Origin of the sequence: Cedecea sp. FDAARGOS_727, from assembly GCF_012273235.1 — a bacterium.
In the GTDB taxonomy this organism is placed as follows: domain Bacteria; phylum Pseudomonadota; class Gammaproteobacteria; order Enterobacterales; family Enterobacteriaceae; genus Cedecea; species Cedecea davisae.
Map to the genome: position 1 here is coordinate 4,680,585 of NZ_CP050966.1, position 16,873 is coordinate 4,697,457.

19 protein-coding genes and 1 other annotated feature are annotated in these 16,873 nt (G+C 52.4%); of the genes, 5 read left to right on the forward strand and 14 right to left on the reverse strand.

All coding sequences use genetic code 11. The features are described from left to right. Window positions 1-4: 4 nt before the first annotated feature. The 12 genes from FOC35_RS21895 to FOC35_RS21950 form a co-directional block, all read right to left on the reverse strand. Complete coding sequence (locus tag FOC35_RS21895; protein ID WP_016536041.1) at window positions 5-556, reverse strand: glutathione peroxidase; 552 nt, start codon at window positions 554-556, stop codon at window positions 5-7. Window positions 557-582: 26 nt separating this feature from the next. Continuing rightward, window positions 583-1,563: a vitamin B12 ABC transporter permease BtuC gene (gene btuC / locus FOC35_RS21900; RefSeq protein WP_172570208.1), complete on the reverse strand. Its 981-nt coding sequence runs from the start codon at window positions 1,561-1,563 to the stop codon at window positions 583-585. Window positions 1,564-1,673: 110 nt separating this feature from the next. Then, a complete protein-coding gene (gene ihfA / locus FOC35_RS21905; RefSeq protein ID WP_001229265.1) occupies window positions 1,674-1,973 on the reverse strand; it encodes an integration host factor subunit alpha in 300 nt (99 codons plus the stop codon). Between the two features lie 4 nt (window positions 1,974-1,977). Beyond that, window positions 1,978-4,365: a phenylalanine--tRNA ligase subunit beta gene (pheT, locus tag FOC35_RS21910; protein WP_172570209.1), complete on the reverse strand. Its 2,388-nt coding sequence runs from the start codon at window positions 4,363-4,365 to the stop codon at window positions 1,978-1,980. Between the two features lie 14 nt (window positions 4,366-4,379). Beyond that, window positions 4,380-5,363 carry a phenylalanine--tRNA ligase subunit alpha gene (pheS, locus tag FOC35_RS21915; protein WP_016536038.1) on the reverse strand — a complete coding sequence of 328 codons (984 nt, stop codon included), beginning with the start codon at window positions 5,361-5,363 and terminating at the stop codon, window positions 4,380-4,382. A gap of 60 nt (window positions 5,364-5,423) precedes the next feature. Further along, window positions 5,424-5,547, reverse strand: a sequence feature (Phe leader region). Then, the gene (gene pheM / locus FOC35_RS21920; protein WP_106120997.1) at window positions 5,498-5,542 is read right to left on the reverse strand and encodes a pheST operon leader peptide PheM; all 45 of its coding nucleotides are present in this window, start codon (window positions 5,540-5,542) and stop codon (window positions 5,498-5,500) included. Its footprint overlaps the feature before it by 45 nt. A 118-nt stretch (window positions 5,548-5,665) precedes the next feature. Beyond that, window positions 5,666-6,022, reverse strand: a complete 357-nt coding sequence (rplT, locus tag FOC35_RS21925) for a 50S ribosomal protein L20 (protein WP_000124850.1) — start codon at window positions 6,020-6,022, stop codon at window positions 5,666-5,668. A 46-nt stretch (window positions 6,023-6,068) separates the two neighbouring features. Beyond that, window positions 6,069-6,266 carry a 50S ribosomal protein L35 gene (gene rpmI, locus FOC35_RS21930; RefSeq protein WP_006118955.1) on the reverse strand — a complete coding sequence of 66 codons (198 nt, stop codon included), beginning with the start codon at window positions 6,264-6,266 and terminating at the stop codon, window positions 6,069-6,071. A 92-nt stretch (window positions 6,267-6,358) separates the two neighbouring features. Continuing rightward, a complete protein-coding gene (infC, locus tag FOC35_RS21935; protein ID WP_071704088.1) occupies window positions 6,359-6,901 on the reverse strand; it encodes a translation initiation factor IF-3 in 543 nt (180 codons plus the stop codon). 3 nt (window positions 6,902-6,904) lie between these two features. Then, window positions 6,905-8,833 (reverse strand): threonine--tRNA ligase, encoded by a 1,929-nt coding sequence (gene thrS / locus FOC35_RS21940; protein WP_039898108.1) that lies wholly within the window; start codon window positions 8,831-8,833, stop codon window positions 6,905-6,907. Between the two features lie 330 nt (window positions 8,834-9,163). After that, window positions 9,164-10,234 carry an acyltransferase gene (locus FOC35_RS21945; RefSeq protein ID WP_172570210.1) on the reverse strand — a complete coding sequence of 357 codons (1,071 nt, stop codon included), beginning with the start codon at window positions 10,232-10,234 and terminating at the stop codon, window positions 9,164-9,166. Window positions 10,235-10,311: 77 nt separating this feature from the next. Next, on the reverse strand, window positions 10,312-10,521 hold the full coding sequence (locus FOC35_RS21950; protein WP_172570211.1) for a hypothetical protein: 210 nt from the start codon (window positions 10,519-10,521) through the stop codon (window positions 10,312-10,314). A 316-nt stretch (window positions 10,522-10,837) separates the two neighbouring features. On the opposite strand from FOC35_RS21950, the gene FOC35_RS21955 reads away from it, so the two are divergent. Continuing rightward, window positions 10,838-11,946, forward strand: a protein-coding gene (locus FOC35_RS21955) for an IS3 family transposase (RefSeq protein ID WP_371810714.1) whose coding sequence is annotated in 2 segments (ribosomal slippage) — window positions 10,838-11,099 and window positions 11,099-11,946 — 1,110 coding nt in all. Because the reading frame shifts where the segments join, the coding sequence is not laid out codon by codon here. 182 nt (window positions 11,947-12,128) lie between these two features. On the opposite strand, the gene FOC35_RS21960 is transcribed toward FOC35_RS21955, so the two are convergent. Then, on the reverse strand, window positions 12,129-12,887 hold the full coding sequence (locus tag FOC35_RS21960; protein ID WP_016536006.1) for a YdiY family protein: 759 nt from the start codon (window positions 12,885-12,887) through the stop codon (window positions 12,129-12,131). 293 nt (window positions 12,888-13,180) lie between these two features. Between FOC35_RS21960 and pfkB the strand changes: the two genes are divergently transcribed. The 3 genes from pfkB to FOC35_RS21975 all read left to right on the forward strand — a co-directional run bounded on the left by pfkB (window position 13,181) and on the right by FOC35_RS21975 (window position 15,453). Next, a complete protein-coding gene (pfkB, locus tag FOC35_RS21965; protein WP_172570213.1) occupies window positions 13,181-14,110 on the forward strand; it encodes a 6-phosphofructokinase II in 930 nt (309 codons plus the stop codon). Between the two features lie 89 nt (window positions 14,111-14,199). Next, window positions 14,200-14,484 (forward strand): type V toxin-antitoxin system endoribonuclease antitoxin GhoS, encoded by a 285-nt coding sequence (ghoS, locus tag FOC35_RS21970; RefSeq protein ID WP_039898102.1) that lies wholly within the window; start codon window positions 14,200-14,202, stop codon window positions 14,482-14,484. A 108-nt stretch (window positions 14,485-14,592) separates the two neighbouring features. After that, window positions 14,593-15,453 carry a fructosamine kinase family protein gene (locus FOC35_RS21975; RefSeq protein ID WP_172570214.1) on the forward strand — a complete coding sequence of 287 codons (861 nt, stop codon included), beginning with the start codon at window positions 14,593-14,595 and terminating at the stop codon, window positions 15,451-15,453. 35 nt (window positions 15,454-15,488) lie between these two features. On the opposite strand, the gene FOC35_RS21980 is transcribed toward FOC35_RS21975, so the two are convergent. Beyond that, entirely contained in the window at window positions 15,489-16,025 is a 537-nt protein-coding gene (locus FOC35_RS21980; RefSeq protein WP_172570215.1) for a YniB family protein, read from the reverse strand. 168 nt (window positions 16,026-16,193) lie between these two features. Here FOC35_RS21980 and hxpB point away from each other — a divergent pair, with 168 nt between their 5' ends. Then, complete coding sequence (hxpB, locus tag FOC35_RS21985; protein WP_172570216.1) at window positions 16,194-16,862, forward strand: hexitol phosphatase HxpB; 669 nt, start codon at window positions 16,194-16,196, stop codon at window positions 16,860-16,862. The last annotated feature ends 11 nt before the right edge of the window (window positions 16,863-16,873 follow it).

Below are 16,873 nucleotides of genomic sequence, written 5' to 3' on the forward strand. Positions count from 1 at the left end.
CAAATTATTTCGCCAGCGCCTGCTTGATGGCATCCAGAATAATCGGATCTTCCGGCGTCATATCCGGCGAGAAGCGCTGGATAACTTTACCGTCACGCCCGACGAGGAATTTCTCGAAATTCCACAGGATATCGTCCGGGTACAGCGGGCCGCGTCCTTTGCTGCTCATACGTTCGTAGAAGCCGCTGCCTTCCGGCGCAACGGCGGCCGGGCAAGCGTCGATCAGCTTCTGATAAAACGGGTGACGGTGCTCGCCGTTAACGTCGATTTTGCTGAACAGAGGGAAGGTTACGCCATAAGTGGTGCTGCAAAAAGTTTTGATCTCTTCGCTGCTGCCCGGCTCCTGGCCCAGAAACTGGTTGCACGGGAAGCCCAGCACGCTAAAACCCTGTGCCTCGAAATCTTTCTGCAGGTTTTCCAGCTGCTCGTACTGAGGCGTCAGGCCGCATTTAGACGCGACGTTAACAATCAACAGCACCTTACCCTGCCAGTTTTCCAGCGTGGTGTTTTCGCCTTCAATGGTCGTTACTTCGGTATTCAGAACATTGCTTTGCATAGCATCCCCTTAATCAGTGAGCCGGGTTAACGCCCGGCTTTCAATAACAACCAGATAAATACCGGTGCGCCCAGCGTGGCGGTGACCACGCCGATAGGCAGCTCGGCTGAGTTTAATGCAAGCCGCGCCACCACGTCCGCCCCGGTTAATACCGCCGCACCGGCTAATGCGCTGGCGGGCAGCAGAACACGATGGTCCGTCAGCCCGCTGAGGCGCAGCATATGCGGGATAACCAGGCCAACAAAGCCAATCGCCCCGGCAAGCGCAACGCTCACGCCTACCAGCCAGCCTGTCGCGACCACCATAATATTGCGCCAGAGCCAAACCGGCAGGCCAAGCTGGCGGGCAGAGTTTTCCCCAAGCGCCATCAGGTTCAACGGCGCATGCTGGCGGCATAGCCAGATAATCACCGGCAGCAGCGTCGCCATTAGCCAGGCCTGCTGCCAGTCCACGCCGCCAAAACCGCCCATCATCCAGTACATTAACTGGCGCAGGTCGAGACTGGAGCTGAAGTAGACCGCCCAGGTCATCAGCGCGCTACAGATAATACCCAGCGCCACCCCTGCAAGTAATAGACGACTGGTGGAGAGATGACGACGGGAAAAACGTAACAGAATAAGAGTGATGGCAAGCGCCCCGGAGATAGCGCACAGGCCGAGCGCCCAGCCGGGCAATATCCCCTGCCCCAGCAGCAGCCCGCCGACCAGCGCCACGCCCGCGCCGTTAGACACGCCCAGCAGACCGGGTTCAGCCAGCGGGTTTTCAAACAGCGCCTGCATAACGGTGCCGGATACCGCCAGCGCCGCCCCGACCAGCAGCACCGCCAGCGTTCTCGGTAATCTTATTTGCCAGATGAATAGATGCGCCTCATCGCTCCACCAGGAGAGCGGCGAAAACCAGACGTCACCGGCGCACAGGCTCAGCGCCGCCACCGCGGCCATCGCGAAGATCAGCGCAAAAAGCCAGCGCCGCTCGAATCGACGTTGCCTGGTAACAAAACTCAGCATCAGCGTAAAGGCTCCAGCCCGGCACATTTATGCGCCTGATTTTACGGGGAGTTTATGGGTGAGAACAAGAAAAGAAAAAGGCCGCGTTAGCGGCCTTTTGTTAACTCAGGTTACTCGTCTTTTGGCGACGCGTTTTCAACCCGACTTTTTAGCTTCTGACCAGGTCGGAAGGTCACCACACGGCGCGCCGTAATGGGAATATCTTCACCGGTCTTCGGGTTGCGCCCGGGACGTTGGTTTTTATCGCGTAAGTCAAAATTACCAAAGCCCGAGAGTTTAACCTGCTCACCGTTTTCCAGAGCGCGACGGATCTCTTCGAAAAACAGCTCTACCAGCTCTTTGGCATCTCGTTTGCTAAGACCAAGCTTATCAAACAGATATTCTGACATTTCAGCTTTTGTAAGCGCCATACGTTCAATCCCTCAATGATGCCTGGAATCGCTCTTTTAATGCCTCTACACATTTTGCAACGGTAGCGGCAATCTCCTCTTCTTCGAGTGTACGGCCCGTATCCTGAAGGATAAGGCTTATGGCCAGGCTCTTGTAGCCTTCGGCTACGCCCTTGCCACGGTACACGTCAAATAAGTTTACGCCAACTACCTGATTTGCGCCAACTTTCTTACACTCGACCAAAATATCTGCTGCGGGAACGTTTTCAGCCACCACAACGGCGATATCACGGCGGTTTGCCGGGAAGCGTGAAATCTCCTGAGCGTCAGGCACCACGCGGTCTGCGAGCCTGTTCCACAGCACTTCGAACACCAGCGTGCGGCCGTTCAGGTCAAGCTTACGCTCCAGCTCCGGGTGAACAACACCAATGAAACCAATGCATTCACCTGCTAAATAAATGGCAGCACTTTGCCCTGGATGCAAGGCCGGATTTGCTTCTGCTCTGAATTCGATGTCCGAAAGTTTGCCGGTCAGGGCCAGAACAGACTCCAGATCGCCTTTCAGATCATAGAAGTCAACGCCGTTACGCGCCAGATCCCAGTGCTCTTCATAGCGGTTTCCGCAGATGGCGCCGCCCAGCATAAGATCCTGACGAATGCCAAGGTCCGCCTGAGTATCAGGCACAAAGCGCAGGCCGGACTCGAAAATACGCACGCGGCTTTGCTGACGGTTCTGGTTATAAACCACGGTAGTCAGCAGGCCGGTCAGCAGAGACAGACGCATCGCGGACATATCGCTGGAGATAGGATTAGGAAGAATCAGATTTTCTTCGCCCGGGTGCAGAAGCTGCTGAATTTTCGGGTCAACGAAGCTATAGGTGATGACTTCCTGGTAGCCTTTGTCCACCAGCATGGTTTTCACACGCTTCAGGGACAGGTCCGCTTCACGATGCGTACCCATCACCAGGCCTGCCTGTACCGGGCTGTTTGGAATGCTGTTGTAGCCGTAGATACGGGCAACTTCTTCCACCAGATCTTCTTCAATTTCCATGTCGAAACGCCAGCTTGGCGCAACGGCAGTCCATTGATCCTGGCCTTCGGTCACTTCGCAGCCCAGGCGGCGCAGAATGTCGCTAACCTGCGCATCTTCGATATGGTGGCCAATCAGGCGATCCAGCTTGCTGCGGCGCAGAGTAATGGTTGCGCGCTTAGGCAGGTGGGCTTCATTTGTTACGTCGATAACCGGGCCGGCTTCGCCGCCGCAAATATCAATCAGGAGGCGGGTAGCGCGCTCCATCGCTTTGTATTGCAGAGCCGGGTCTACGCCACGCTCATAGCGGTGGGAAGCGTCGGTGTGCAGGCCGTGACGACGTGCGCGACCGGTGATGGAAAGCGGGCTGAAGAAGGCGCATTCCAGCAGGACGTTCTGGGTTTCATCGTTAACGCCGGAGTGCTCGCCGCCGAAGATGCCGCCCATTGCCAGCGCTTTGTTATGGTCCGCGATGACCAGGGTATCCGCGTTCAGTTTAGCTTCGCTGCCGTCCAGCAGTACGAGGGTTTCGCCCTCTTGCGCCATACGCACTACGATCCCGCCTTCAATGCGGTTCAGATCGAAGGCGTGCATCGGCTGGCCAAGTTCCATCAGCACGTAGTTGGTTACGTCAACCACGGCATCAATGGAGCGAATACCGCAGCGGCGCAGTTTCTCTTGCATCCACAGCGGGGTTGGCGCCTTAACGTTGATACCTTTAACAACGCGGCCCAGGTAGCGAGGGCAGGCTTCTGCGGCGTCTACGCGAATCGGCAGCGTGTCGTTGACGGTAGCCGCTACGGCGGCCATTTCTGGCTCAACCAGAGGCAACTTGTTCAGCACGGCAACGTCGCGAGCCACGCCGATAATGCCCAGGCAGTCCGCGCGGTTTGGCGTTACGCTGATTTCGATGGTGTTATCGTCAAGCTTCAGGAATTCGCGGATGTCGGTGCCGACAGGTGCATCCGCAGGCAGCTCGATGATGCCGTCGTGGTCGCCGGAAATACCCAGCTCGGAGAAGGAGCACAGCATGCCTTCAGAAGGCTCACCACGCAGCTTAGCCGCTTTAATTTTGAAATCGCCCGGCAGTATCGCACCAACGGTCGCTACGGCCACTTTCAGGCCCTGACGACAGTTTGATGCGCCGCAGACGATATCAAGCAGGCGATCGCCGCCTACGTTGACTTTTGTCACGCGCAGCTTGTCGGCGTTAGGGTGCTGACCGCACTCAACCACTTCACCCACCACTACGCCGTGGAATGCGCCCGCAACGGCATCAACGCCGTCTACTTCCAGACCAGCCATGGTTATCTGGCCGGATAACTCGTCACTGCTGTTGGCTGGATTTACCCATTCGCGTAACCAGAGTTCACTGAATTTCATTGGATATCCCGCCCTTATTTGAACTGTTTGAGGAAACGTAAATCATTTTCGAAGAATGCGCGCAGGTCGGTCACGCCGTAGCGCAGCATGGTCAGACGCTCCATGCCCATACCGAAGGCAAAGCCGGAGTAAACTTCCGGATCGATACCGACGTTGCGCAGCACGTTCGGGTGCACCATGCCGCAGCCCAGCACTTCCAGCCACTTGCCGTTTTTACCCATTACGTCCACTTCTGCGGACGGCTCGGTGAACGGGAAGTAGGACGGGCGGAAGCGAATTTGCAGGTCTTCTTCGAAGAAGTTATTCAGGAAGTCGTGCAGCGTGCCCTTCAGGTTGGTGAAGTTGATATTGGTATCAACAATCAGGCCTTCCATCTGGTGGAACATCGGGGTGTGGGTCTGATCGTAGTCGTTACGATAGACACGGCCCGGCGCAATAATACGGATTGGCGGCTGCTTGTCTTTCATGGTGCGGATCTGCACGCCGGACGTCTGGGTACGCAGCAGGCGAGTCGCATCGAACCAGAAGGTATCGTGGTCAGCACGAGCCGGGTGGTGCCCGGGAATATTCAGCGCGTCGAAGTTGTGGTAGTCATCTTCGATTTCCGGACCGGTCGCCACGGTAAAGCCCAGCTCGCCAAAGAAGCTTTCGATACGGTCGATAGTACGGGTAACCGGGTGCAGACCGCCATTTTCGATACGGCGGCCAGGCAGAGAAACGTCGATGGTTTCCGCGGCCAGGCGTTTATTCAACTCTGCGCTTTCCAGCGCGGCTTTGCGGGCGTTCAGGGCTTCCTGAACCTGCTCTTTAGCTTCGTTGATGACCGCGCCAGCTGCCGGACGTTCTTCCGGCGGCAGTTCACGCAGGGTCGTCATCTGGAGGGTCAGGTGGCCCTTCTTCCCTAAATATTCGACGCGTACAACATCTAACGCGGCAACATCCTGGGCATCGTTTATGGCTGCTTTTGCACTGGCAACCAGCTCTGCGAGATGTGGCATGGTATTCCTCTTATGCCGGCAAACTGCCGGGGTGGTTGGTCTGATTCGAAAACGAAACGCAAAAAAAAAGCCTCCGGACAGGAGGCTTTCGGCGCTGTTTTTCGTTTCTTTTCTTACGCGCAAAGCCCCCTGAGTCAGGCGCTAAAGTAAAAAAAGAAGCGGAAAATAGCAGCATTCATGCTTGCAGTTACCTTATTTCGACGGTTTTCGCTTCGGCTATTGAACGAGCCCGGGCGCTAAAAGTCAATAAATTGATTATCTTGTATATAAAAAGAGGGAGCAAGCTCCCTCTCTTAACTGGCTTAAGCCAGAGCTGCTTTCGCTTTTTCGACCAGGGCAGTGAATGCCACTTTGTCGAATACTGCGATGTCAGCCAGGATCTTACGGTCGATTTCAACAGAGGCTTTTTTCAGGCCGTTGATGAATTTGCTGTAAGAGATACCGTTCTGACGAGCTGCAGCGTTGATACGTGCAATCCACAGCTGGCGGAACTGACGTTTACGTTGACGACGGTCGCGGTAAGCGTACTGACCAGCTTTGATAACAGCCTGGAAGGCAACGCGGTATACGCGAGAACGCGCACCATAGTAGCCTTTGGCTTGTTTGAGGATTTTTTTGTGACGAGCACGTGCGATTACACCACGTTTTACGCGAGCCATTTAGCTCTCCTGTTTCTATATTCTGAATTAATTAAAAAAAGTTTACTTATGCGTACGGCAGGCACGCGACTACCAGGCCCAGATCCCCTTTGGAGACCATGCCTTTCGGACGCAGATGACGTTTACGCTTAGTAGACTTCTTAGTCAGAATGTGACGCAGGTTAGCGTGCTTACGCTTAAAACCGCCAGAAGCAGTCTTTTTGAAGCGCTTAGCGGCGCCGCGTACTGTTTTAATCTTTGGCATTTCAATTTCCACTTCGCATTGTTAATAAAACGAACCAGTAGGCGAACAAAAATCCGCAGGGCCGGAGCCCCGCGGCATGTTACTTGATGGCCTTACTGTTTCTTCTTAGGAGCAAGCACCATGATCATCTGGCGGCCTTCGATCTTCGTAGGGAATGATTCGACCACTGCCAGTTCACTCAGATCGTCACGGACGCGGTTAAGCACTTCCATACCAATCTGTTGGTGAGCCATCTCACGACCGCGGAAACGCAGTGTGATCTTGGCTTTATCTCCTTCTTCCAGAAAGCGAACCAGGCTGCGGAGTTTTACCTGGTAGTCGCCATCATCGGTGCCAGGTCGGAATTTAATTTCCTTAACCTGAATAACTTTTTGCTTCTTCTTCTGTTCCTTAGAAGATTTGCTTTTCTCGTAGAGGAACTTGCCGTAGTCCATGATGCGGCAAACAGGCGGTTCGGCATTTGGACTGATTTCAACTAAATCAACCCCTGCCTCTTCGGCTTTTTCTAAAGCTTCATTCAGACTGACAATACCAATCTGCTCGCCATCTATACCGGTCAGACGAACCTCAGTGGCACGAATCTCTCTGTTAATGCGATTAGGACGCGCCGGTTGAACTCTTTTTCCGCCTTTAATACTTTATTCCTCCAGTTGATGAAGATTGCGGCTGCGAATCTCTTGCTGCAGCTTTTCAATCAATTCGTTGACGTCCATGCTCCCCAGGTCTTTACCGCGGCGGGTACGAACGGCAACTTTGCCTGCTTCGACCTCTTTATCGCCACAAACCAACATATAAGGGACACGACGTAACGTGTGTTCACGGATTTTAAAGCCTATCTTCTCATTTCTCAAGTCTGCTTTTACGCGAATGCCCGCATTTTGGAGTTTACGAGTCAATTCGTTAACGTAATCGGCCTGGCCATCGGTGATATTCATCACCACAGCCTGCACCGGAGCCAACCATGTTGGGAAGAACCCGGCGAACTCTTCGGTCAGAATACCGATAAAGCGTTCCATTGAGCCCAAAATGGCGCGGTGAATCATTACCGGCACCAAACGCTCGTTGTTTTCGCCGATATAAGAGGCGTTCAAGCGAGTTGGGAGGGAGAAGTCAAGCTGCACGGTACCACACTGCCAGGCACGATCAAGGCAGTCGTACAGGGTAAATTCAATTTTAGGGCCGTAGAATGCACCCTCACCCGGCTGATAGTCAAACGGGATATTGTTTTCCTGCAGCGCAACGGCCAGATCCGCTTCCGCGCGATCCCACATTTCGTCGCTGCCGATACGTTTTTCCGGACGGGTAGACAGTTTGACGACGATTTTTTCAAAACCGAAGGTGCTGTACATGTCGTACACCATACGGATGCAGCTGTTTACTTCATCACGAACCTGTTCTTCAGTACAGAAGACGTGGGCATCGTCCTGAGTAAATCCGCGCACGCGCATCAGGCCGTGCAGCGCACCCGAAGGCTCGTTGCGGTGGCAGCTACCGAATTCGGCCATGCGCAGCGGCAGGTCGCGGTAAGACTTCAGGCCCTGGTTGAAGATCTGCACGTGACCCGGGCAGTTCATCGGTTTGATGCAGTATTCACGGTTCTCGGAAGACGTGGTAAACATCGCATCTTTATAGTTGTCCCAGTGGCCGGTTTTTTCCCACAGCACACGGTCCATCATGAACGGGCCTTTCACTTCCTGGTACTGGTACTCTTTCAGCTTGGAGCGAACAAATACTTCCAGTTCGCGGAAGATAGTCCAGCCGTCGTTGTGCCAGAACACCATACCCGGCGCTTCTTCCTGCATATGGTACAGGTCAAGCTGCTTGCCGATTTTACGGTGGTCGCGTTTGGACGCTTCTTCCAGGCGTTGCAGATAAGCATTCAGCTGCTTTTTATCCGCCCAGGCGGTGCCGTAGATACGCTGCAACATCTTATTGTTGCTGTCGCCACGCCAGTAAGCACCGGAGGTTTTCTGCAGCTTGAAGTGATGGCAGAAACGCATGTTCGGTACGTGTGGCCCGCGGCACATATCCACGTATTCTTCATGATGATACAAACCGGGTTTGTCATCATGGCTGATATTTTCATCAAGAATGGCAACTTTGTAGTTTTCACCGCGATTGACAAAAGTCTCACGCGCTTCCTGCCAGCTCACCTTCTTCTTAATGACGTCATAATCTTTCTCGGCCAGCTCATGCATACGCTTTTCGAGCAGCTCAAGATCTTCCTGCGTCAGGGTGTGGTCAAGGTCAACGTCGTAGTAGAAACCGTTGTCGATAACCGGGCCAATCGCCATTTTGGTGTGCGGCCACAGCTGCTTGATGGCATGACCCAGTAGGTGAGCACAAGAGTGGCGCAGAATTTCCAGACCGGCTTCGTCTTTTGCCGTGATGATGGCGAGCTTCGCATCGTGGTCGATAATATCGGAGGCATCTACCAGTTCACCGTCTACGCGACCGGCAATACACGCTTTTGCGAGGCCTGGACCAATATCCAGCGCAACATCCATCGGGCTAACGGGTTTGTCGTAATGGCGTTGGCTGCCATCAGGAAGAGTAATAACAGGCATGTTATGTCCTTATCTGCAGTGGTGACCCACACGAAAGATCACATACAGTTCTATTGAAGTTTAGATTAATCAGAGAGTTGAGGTGAGTTGAATGCTTCACTCTGCAAACTGTGTACGTCCGGAAGAACATTGTCCCCGAAGTACCCTCTCCAGCTCTCTAACTACGCAGCACAATAGTACACGGCATTCAGTTGCACATAAAGAGCGAACTGACACAGAGCATTAGCGCAAGACGAATCGACACCATCCGTGGTTTTGAGTTGTTTTGCGCTAATTTTTTGCCTCATGCATGCCCCATCAAAACAAAACCCGCTTTCGCGGGTTCCAGTATCATGCTTCTTCCTTTTTTCCAACTGCCTCAGTTTTCTTAAGGATTAACTCATTTATCTTTCTTTTTAAGAACTTGTACATTCTGACATCAATAAATGCAGCGTAGAGATATGCAATCAAAATAGAAACTAAAATAAACTTAATGGCACCAATTGTCGGGTCTCCCTGAGCAATACCGGTGATCATTACTGGAAAATGAAGTAAATACAGAGGAAAACTAATAAAACCCAGAAACTGAACTGGCTCCGAGTAAAGAAATCGCCTAACCACTGAATCATCATCAGTAAAATCAACTGTCAACAAAGGTAGGAATGCAAGTATGTAGAAATAATCCATCCTATCTGTGTGTGCTGGTTGAGCGTAAAGCCCAATAAAGCAGACTATCAATGACACAACCAGAAGAGTATTTTTATGCGGAAGCCTATTAAGATTTTCCATCCACTTCATTTTTATGATCGAATACATCCCTGAACCAAGCAAGAGACAGGTTGATGCAAAAATAAAGTTGTACATTCCGAATAACCCAGGACTGCCCAAACCTTTTCCGGAAAAAACAGCCAGAAATATAAAAATAAGAACTGAGACCAGAACCCTTAAATACATTGATATTTTAATGAAAAGAAATGGTATGAGCATAGATGCCCAAAACTCAATACTAACACTCCATGATGGTTCGTTGATCAAGTTGAAATAAATAGGAGTTGAACCATGTATGAACGATAAATTAGCAATCCATGTTCTGATACTGAAAACATAATCACCAGGAACATACCCACCATTTAGGCTATTAATGTAGTAAATTACTACCATCGCAATTGATGAGATTGCTGTCAAAGGCCAAAGCCTTGCAAATCTGGTAAGGAAGTAAGACGAAAAGGTTGTTCCATTCCTTACGGCGTGGGTAAGAACGAATCCAGATATGATGAAAAAGTAAGCTACAGCCAAATGAGGCCCATTGAATGGGCCGTCATTTTTCCATCCACTCACAGAGTTTATTGCATGATTTAGTAGCACTGCGCATGCAAAAATTCCTCTCAAACCATCCACAGCATAAAATCTTGAAATTTTCATAACAATTTTATTTAAAAGGGGGAAATTATACGGAAAATCATATCATCAATGCTTATGCTGTACATAGATAAGTGATTCTAGTCCCAGCTTTGATCGAAATCCTTTGTAAACATTTGATTGGTTAGGGTTTTATTCAGAATCGATACCCCCCCTTCCTCATAAAACCAACCAATTCCATATGGGGCATCATCTATTTTAACGATTTCATAATCATCAAAAATATGACCTTGCCCATCCCAGATAACAGTATTTACAACTATTCCATCTGTAATTAATGCATATTTCATGCAAACTCCTCCTCAAGGCATATCCCATCAGCGCCTTCACCACCAAAGAAGCGAGTGGAAAACACTTGTGTGTCATATGCGCCAGCTCCCCCCACCTGGAACCAGTGCTTTCGCGATTCGCGGTGATGATGTAGTGCACTGCCCCGCTCTTCGGCTACCTCCCCAAAAGCTTGATCCACCGTACCCATTCACAAATCTAGTGTTATTTTGGCCATCACCTCCAGCCAAATTTGTATCTGACCCTGACCCAAGATCCTGCTCCATTCAGAAACAGAATTCCGGCATGATCTACACTCCCTGAACGGAGGTGGTGCCGATGAAAAAATCACGATTCACCGAAGAGCAGATTGTTTTTGCCCTGAAGCAGGCTGAACTAGGGACGTCCGTGCCGGACGTCTGTCGCAAACTGGGCATTTCCGATGCCACGTTCTATACGTGGCGCAAGAAATACGGCGGGATTTCTCCTTCGGAGCTGAAGCACATGCGGCAGCTTGAGGAAGAGAATCTCAGGCTGAAGAAGCTGGTTGCCGAGCTGAGCCTCGACAAGGCCATGCTGCAGGATGTACTGGCAAAAAAGACCTGACGCTGGCGCGTCTGCGCGAATGGGTCCGGGACTTGCAGGCACGCTACGGGGCCAGCGAGCGGCAGGTCTGTTTTGCGCTACGGATCAGCCGCAGCTCTTTCCGCTATCGTTCTGTGGCAGCAGACGACAGTGCGCTACGCCTGCGTATCAGGGAGATCACCGAAACCCGGGTCCACTATGGCTACCGCCGGGTTCACGTCATGCTCAGGCGGGAGGGCTGGCGGGATAATCATAAACGCATTTACCGGCTCTACAGTGAGCAGGGGTTGTCCCTGCGTCTCAAACGCCCGCGCCGGAATAAATCGGCACAGCGTCGGCAGCCCCAGCCTCAGGGGTTGTATCCGAATCATATCTGGGGCATGGACTTTGTCTCTGACGCCTTATTTGACGGGCGTCGGTTACGTCTGCTGACGGTCATTGATCTCTACACCCGCGAATGTCTGGGGATCTGCGTGGGCCAGAATCTGCGCTCAACGGAGGTCGCAGAGATGCTGAATTCCATTGCGCTCAGACGGTCCTTACCACAATTACTGAAAACCGATAATGGCTCTGAATTTGCAGGGAAAATGCTGGACAAATGGGTATATGAACGAGGGATCCGTATAGACTTCTCACGCCCGGGAACACCGACGGACAATGCCACTGTGGGGTCGTTTAATGGCAGGCTGCGGCAGGAATGTCTGAACGAGAACTGGTTCATGTCCCTGGAGGACGCACGGTGCAAAATCGAGGCCTGGCGCATACACTATAACCAGAGACGTCCCCATTCTGCGCTGGGCTGGATGACGCCATCTGAATTTGCCGAGAAGTCTGTCAGTTGCAATAATATGCAGCCAACATGAGGCCGGTTATTCCTGATTATGACTGGAGCATATTCGGGGTCAGGGTCAATTCATGTTGGTTATAAGTTGGTAACACTAACGAAAAGGTGAATGCATCCCCTGATTCGTCGATCGTCCCGACGCTATTCAAATAAAGAACAACGCGAAGAAAAAAAAGCCGGATATTATCCGGCTTATTAATATTACATTTTATACCCGAGGGTAATTTGCGTACGTCTGTCGGTATGGTTTGGTGCCGTTGACGGAGGATCGGAGTTCCAGGTCACGTTATAGCCCACTTTCAGGCCAAAATGCTCGCTGATAGCCACGTCGAGAGCCGTTTCAGAGTTCACCGTAGTGTCGTCGCTGCCCAGCACCGAAACGCCCTGAATAAACTTAGCGTTGTCGGTCAGCTGCCAGTTATAAGTCGCAGACGCATAACCCAGCGCCTGAGTCTCGTGCTCGCCATCGGTAAATTCGTCATAACGAACGCCTGGACCGAATTCCACACGCAGGCTGTGAACCGGGCCGTTCAGCAACTGGCGACCATAACCCGCGGTAAAGACATCGCGCGCATGGTAGCCGTTGTAACGGTCGGTCAGCCAGCTTGCCTGACCAAATACATAGTCATAGTCGGTCATGTTGTAACGACCACGCCCGCCCGCCGAGTATTTCTCAGAAGAGCGCACGTCATTGGAAGAGGTGTTACTGGCGTTACCCCAAATTGACCACGCGGTAGCGGTGTTGTACCAGGTCATATTGGTGTTAGCAGTCAAGTTGGAACTTTTGGTGTTGCCTGCCTGCGCAAGATAGCCTGCATTCAAATTACCTTCGAAGGGTTTCTTCGCGGTAGTCGGGTCATCCATGACAGTAAATACTGAGTCATCTGCCACCGCAAAGTGGCTAAAGAACGCTCCACCGGTGAGTAAAAGTGCAACCGGTACTGTCTTTAAAAGCTTCATTTATTAATCCGCACAACACAAAAAAGAAACCATCAAGGTTCCGGAATCTTTCCCCGGAGGTCAAATCTCAGACCGCCCGGAAAGGTTACAAATTATAAAAACTCCCGATTAACATAGCAATGGATTCTTATTTCATTTTTTATCTAAGAGGGCTCTGAAAATACTTTTATTTTCATAAGGATACGAAGATTGTGGATTTAGCATAATCATTCGATAAATCATGATTTTAATTAACATTTAAGCCGCCGCTTCGGTGCTACGCTTTAGGACAATGGCTAAAAAAAGGAGCAGATATGACAGCTATCTACACATTAACGCTCGCCCCTTCTCTGGACAGCGCAACCGTCACTGACCAGATTTACCCTGAAGGAAAGCTCCGCTGCAGCTCGCCGGTCTTTGAGCCGGGCGGCGGCGGCATCAACGTTGCGCGTGCCATTGCGCACCTTGGCGGTCACGCAACGGCGATTTTTCCGGTCGGAGGAGCAACCGGGCAGCACCTAAGCGAATTATTGCTCCGGGAGAAAGTTGCCGTCGATACGGTCGAGTCCGGAGACTGGACGCGCCAGAATCTCCACGTTCATACCCAATCAACCGGGGAACAGTATCGCTTCGTGATGCCGGGTGCCGCATTAACCGATGATGAGTTTCACCGCCTTGAGGAAAAAGCGCTCTCCATCCGCAGCGGCGATATTCTGGTGATTAGCGGTAGCCTGCCGCCGGGCGTTGAGGTAGAAAAACTTTGCCGATTAGTGAAAGCCGCGCAGGATAAAGGGATCCGCTGCATCGTGGACAGCTCGGGCGAGGCGTTAAAAACCACGCTTGCCCTTGGCAATATAGAACTGGTTAAGCCTAATCAGAAAGAGCTGAGCGCCCTCGTGGGGCGCGAACTCACCCAGCCGGATGATGTGCGTAAAGCCGCACAGCAGATAGTAAACAGCGGCCAGGCGAAACGCGTTGTGGTTTCTCTTGGGCCGCAGGGCGCGCTGGGCGTGGACTCGCAGGATTGCGTACATGTCGTGCCCCCGCCGGTAAAAAGCCAAAGCACCGTAGGCGCGGGGGACAGCATGGTCGGCGCCATGACGCTGAAGCTCGCTGAAAACGCTTCATTACTGGACATCGTGCGCTATGGCGTTGCGGCCGGGAGCGCCGCGACGCTAAATAAAGGCACCCGCCTTTGCTCGCTGGAAAATACGCAAAATATCTATCGCTACCTGAAAAGCTAATTTTCATCAGCATCATGCGGAGCCGCACAAGGCTCCGCATTCCAACAGCATGAACTATGCTAAACCTTCAGGATAACAATGGAGTGACTATGAGTGACGTAGAACGCTATGTGGTGACGGTAAAATTTGAGCAACAGGGGCTAACCGAAATCAACGAACTGAATAATCAGTTAACGCTCGGCGGCTTCACCCTCACCCTCACCGATGACGACGGGAAAGTGCATGAACTCGGCCCCGGCAACTTTGGCCTGACCAGCACTTTAGACGAGCAGCAGGTTAAGGAACTCGCCAGAGGATTAGGCAACGTGGCGCTGGGTAAAGAGCCTGAGGTGGCCATCACCCGCTGGGAAATATGGCAGAAACAAAAGTCGTAAATTTTACTTATGGCAGGCCGGGATTGTGCGTTAGCGCCTGTTTTGCCCCGGCAAACGGCGATAAGCTATTGATTGTAGTGTCTACCAGCTAACCTGGGGAGAAAAGTCATGTGGCAAGCCATCCGTCATTTATTAAGTGAGCAACTGGGTGAGGCCGAAATTGAGCGCCGCACCGAGCTACCCGGTGGAGAAATCCATGCGGCCTGGCGCATTCACTACGCCGGCCATGAGATTTTCGTCAAATGCGATGATCGCGAACTCCTGCCCATCTTTACCGCCGAAGCCGACCAGCTGGAGCTGCTCTCGCGCAGTAAAACGGTGCGGGTGCCAAAAGTCCGGGGGCTGGGCAGCGACAGAGACTACAGTTTCCTGCTGCTGGAATACCTGCCCTGCAAACCGCTTGATGCCCACAATGCCTTTCTTCTCGGCCAGCAGCTGGCAAAACTTCACCAGTGGAGCGACCAGCCGCAGTTCGGCCTCGATTTTGACAACGATCTTTCCACCACCCCGCAGCCCAACGCCTGGCAGCGCCGCTGGTCAACCTTCTTCGCCGAACAGCGTATTGGCTGGCAGCTGGAGATGGCGGCGGAAAAAGGCATCGACTACGGCGATATTGACCTGATTATCGACTTTGTTCAGCAGGCGCTGGCCTCTCATCAGCCCCAGCCTTCCCTGCTGCACGGCGACCTGTGGTCAGGAAACTGCGCGCTGGGTCCGGACGGGCCGTTTATTTACGATCCGGCCTGCTACTGGGGCGACAGAGAGTGTGACCTGGCGATGCTGCCGCTGCATAACGACCAGCCGCCACAAATCTACGATGGCTATCAGTCGGTTTCACCGCTGCCGTCGGGCTTCCTCGAGCGCCAGCCCATCTACCAGCTCTATACTCTGTTGAACCGCGCTATTTTGTTCGGCGGCCAGCATCTGGTCACGGCGCAAAAAGCGCTTGAGCGGGTTTTAGCGGCGTAAAAGATGGCCACTCCTGCGCGGAGTGGCCGCCAGTCTTAAAGGAAGCCGAGCAGCTTAAAGCAGAAGTAACCGGCAACAATGACGATAACCGGCAACACGTAGAGCGGGAAAATTTGCAGCAGAATGGTGTGGTGAGGCACAACAATTTTCGCGTCCAGCTGCGCTTTATTCAATCCATCCGCCCCCTTAGCCTGCTCAAGAATCAGCTGATCCTGAACGCCCTCACGCAGGTATTTTGCCTGGCGGCTCATGCGTGCGCCGGAATCCTGTAGCGCCAGCCCGATGAAAATCAAAGCGTAAATAAGCCAGAAAAACACGTTCGCCTGAGCGTGGAAGTCCGGCTGCGGCGAGTTGTACCAGAATAAATTCAGGAACGGCGTGTTAAAACGCATCATCTCAATCATCACATGGAAAAAATCCAGCATCACGGCATCAATGCCGGGCTGTTTTTCGCTGTGTTGATACATAAACTTCAGAACCGAAATCACGGTAGAAAGCAGCGCCGGGATAAAAATCACCCATCCCGCAACCCGTTTCAAAATCGCAATGCGTCCAGCCTGTTGATACGTCATGCACTCCCCTTTTTTAGGACGTAACGTTATACCCACAAAGTCTACCCTGTATGGCGCTATTTCGCCTGAGCTTTGCGGGCGAAATTCGCAAAAGCGGTGGCTTCAGGTATTGTTTCCGGCTAAAGATACACAATCATTTATTCAAGACGAACGGAAAGGAGTCATTTTATGGCCGATACGCGCCAGATCCTCGCGGCAATTTTTGATATGGATGGGCTACTGATTGATTCGGAACCGCTTTGGGATCGTGCGGAACTGGATACCCTGCAAAGTATTGGCGTTGATATCACGCGCCGCAATGAGCTGCCGGACACCCTCGGGCTGCGCATCGATTTAGTGGTAGACCTTTGGTTCTCACGCCAGCCGTGGAGCGGGCCTTCAAAAGAAGAAGTCACCGCACTCGTTATCGAACGCGCCATCGCATTAGTCGATGAGCAGCGTCCGCTTTTGCCCGGCGTTGTCGAAGCGGTTAAACGCTGTAAAGCACTCGGTCTCAAAGTAGGCCTGGCCTCCGCCTCCCCGCTGCATATGCTGGAAAAAGTGCTGGAAATGTTCGACCTGCGCCAGTATTTCGACGCTATTGCCTCCGCCGAGCATCTTCCGTACAGCAAACCGCACCCGCAGGTTTACCTGGACGCGGCGGCAAAGCTTGGCGTTGACCCGCTTTCATGCGTCACGCTGGAGGACTCGGTTAACGGCATGATCGCCACCAAAGCCGCACGCATGCGCTCGATAGTGGTTCCGGCGGAAGAAAATAGTGCGGACCCACGCTGGTGCCTGGCTGATGCAAAACTCTCCTCTCTGGTCGAGCTGAACGAAAAACACCTCAAAGGCTGAGCCTCAGGGCG

What these genes read in the sequence shown, in the direction of transcription:
- pheS (WP_016536038.1), bottom strand. Translation starts at nt 5,363, where the DNA reads ATGCCACATCTCGCAGAGCTGGTTGCCAGTGCAAAAGCAGCCATAAAC.
- btuC (WP_172570208.1), bottom strand. Translation starts at nt 1,563, where the DNA reads ATGCTGAGTTTTGTTACCAGGCAACGTCGATTCGAGCGGCGCTGGCTT.
- ihfA (WP_001229265.1), bottom strand. Translation starts at nt 1,973, where the DNA reads ATGGCGCTTACAAAAGCTGAAATGTCAGAATATCTGTTTGATAAGCTT.
- FOC35_RS21895 (WP_016536041.1), bottom strand. Translation starts at nt 556, where the DNA reads ATGCAAAGCAATGTTCTGAATACCGAAGTAACGACCATTGAAGGCGAA.
- FOC35_RS21975 (WP_172570214.1), top strand. Translation starts at nt 14,593, where the DNA reads ATGTGGCAAGCCATCCGTCATTTATTAAGTGAGCAACTGGGTGAGGCC.
- FOC35_RS21960 (WP_016536006.1), bottom strand. Translation starts at nt 12,887, where the DNA reads ATGAAGCTTTTAAAGACAGTACCGGTTGCACTTTTACTCACCGGTGGA.
- thrS (WP_039898108.1), bottom strand. Translation starts at nt 8,833, where the DNA reads ATGCCTGTTATTACTCTTCCTGATGGCAGCCAACGCCATTACGACAAA.
- FOC35_RS21980 (WP_172570215.1), bottom strand. Translation starts at nt 16,025, where the DNA reads ATGACGTATCAACAGGCTGGACGCATTGCGATTTTGAAACGGGTTGCG.
- FOC35_RS21950 (WP_172570211.1), bottom strand. Translation starts at nt 10,521, where the DNA reads ATGAAATATGCATTAATTACAGATGGAATAGTTGTAAATACTGTTATC.
- pfkB (WP_172570213.1), top strand. Translation starts at nt 13,181, where the DNA reads ATGACAGCTATCTACACATTAACGCTCGCCCCTTCTCTGGACAGCGCA.
- hxpB (WP_172570216.1), top strand. Translation starts at nt 16,194, where the DNA reads ATGGCCGATACGCGCCAGATCCTCGCGGCAATTTTTGATATGGATGGG.
- pheT (WP_172570209.1), bottom strand. Translation starts at nt 4,365, where the DNA reads ATGAAATTCAGTGAACTCTGGTTACGCGAATGGGTAAATCCAGCCAAC.
- rpmI (WP_006118955.1), bottom strand. Translation starts at nt 6,266, where the DNA reads ATGCCAAAGATTAAAACAGTACGCGGCGCCGCTAAGCGCTTCAAAAAG.
- ghoS (WP_039898102.1), top strand. Translation starts at nt 14,200, where the DNA reads ATGAGTGACGTAGAACGCTATGTGGTGACGGTAAAATTTGAGCAACAG.
- FOC35_RS21945 (WP_172570210.1), bottom strand. Translation starts at nt 10,234, where the DNA reads ATGAAAATTTCAAGATTTTATGCTGTGGATGGTTTGAGAGGAATTTTT.
- rplT (WP_000124850.1), bottom strand. Translation starts at nt 6,022, where the DNA reads ATGGCTCGCGTAAAACGTGGTGTAATCGCACGTGCTCGTCACAAAAAA.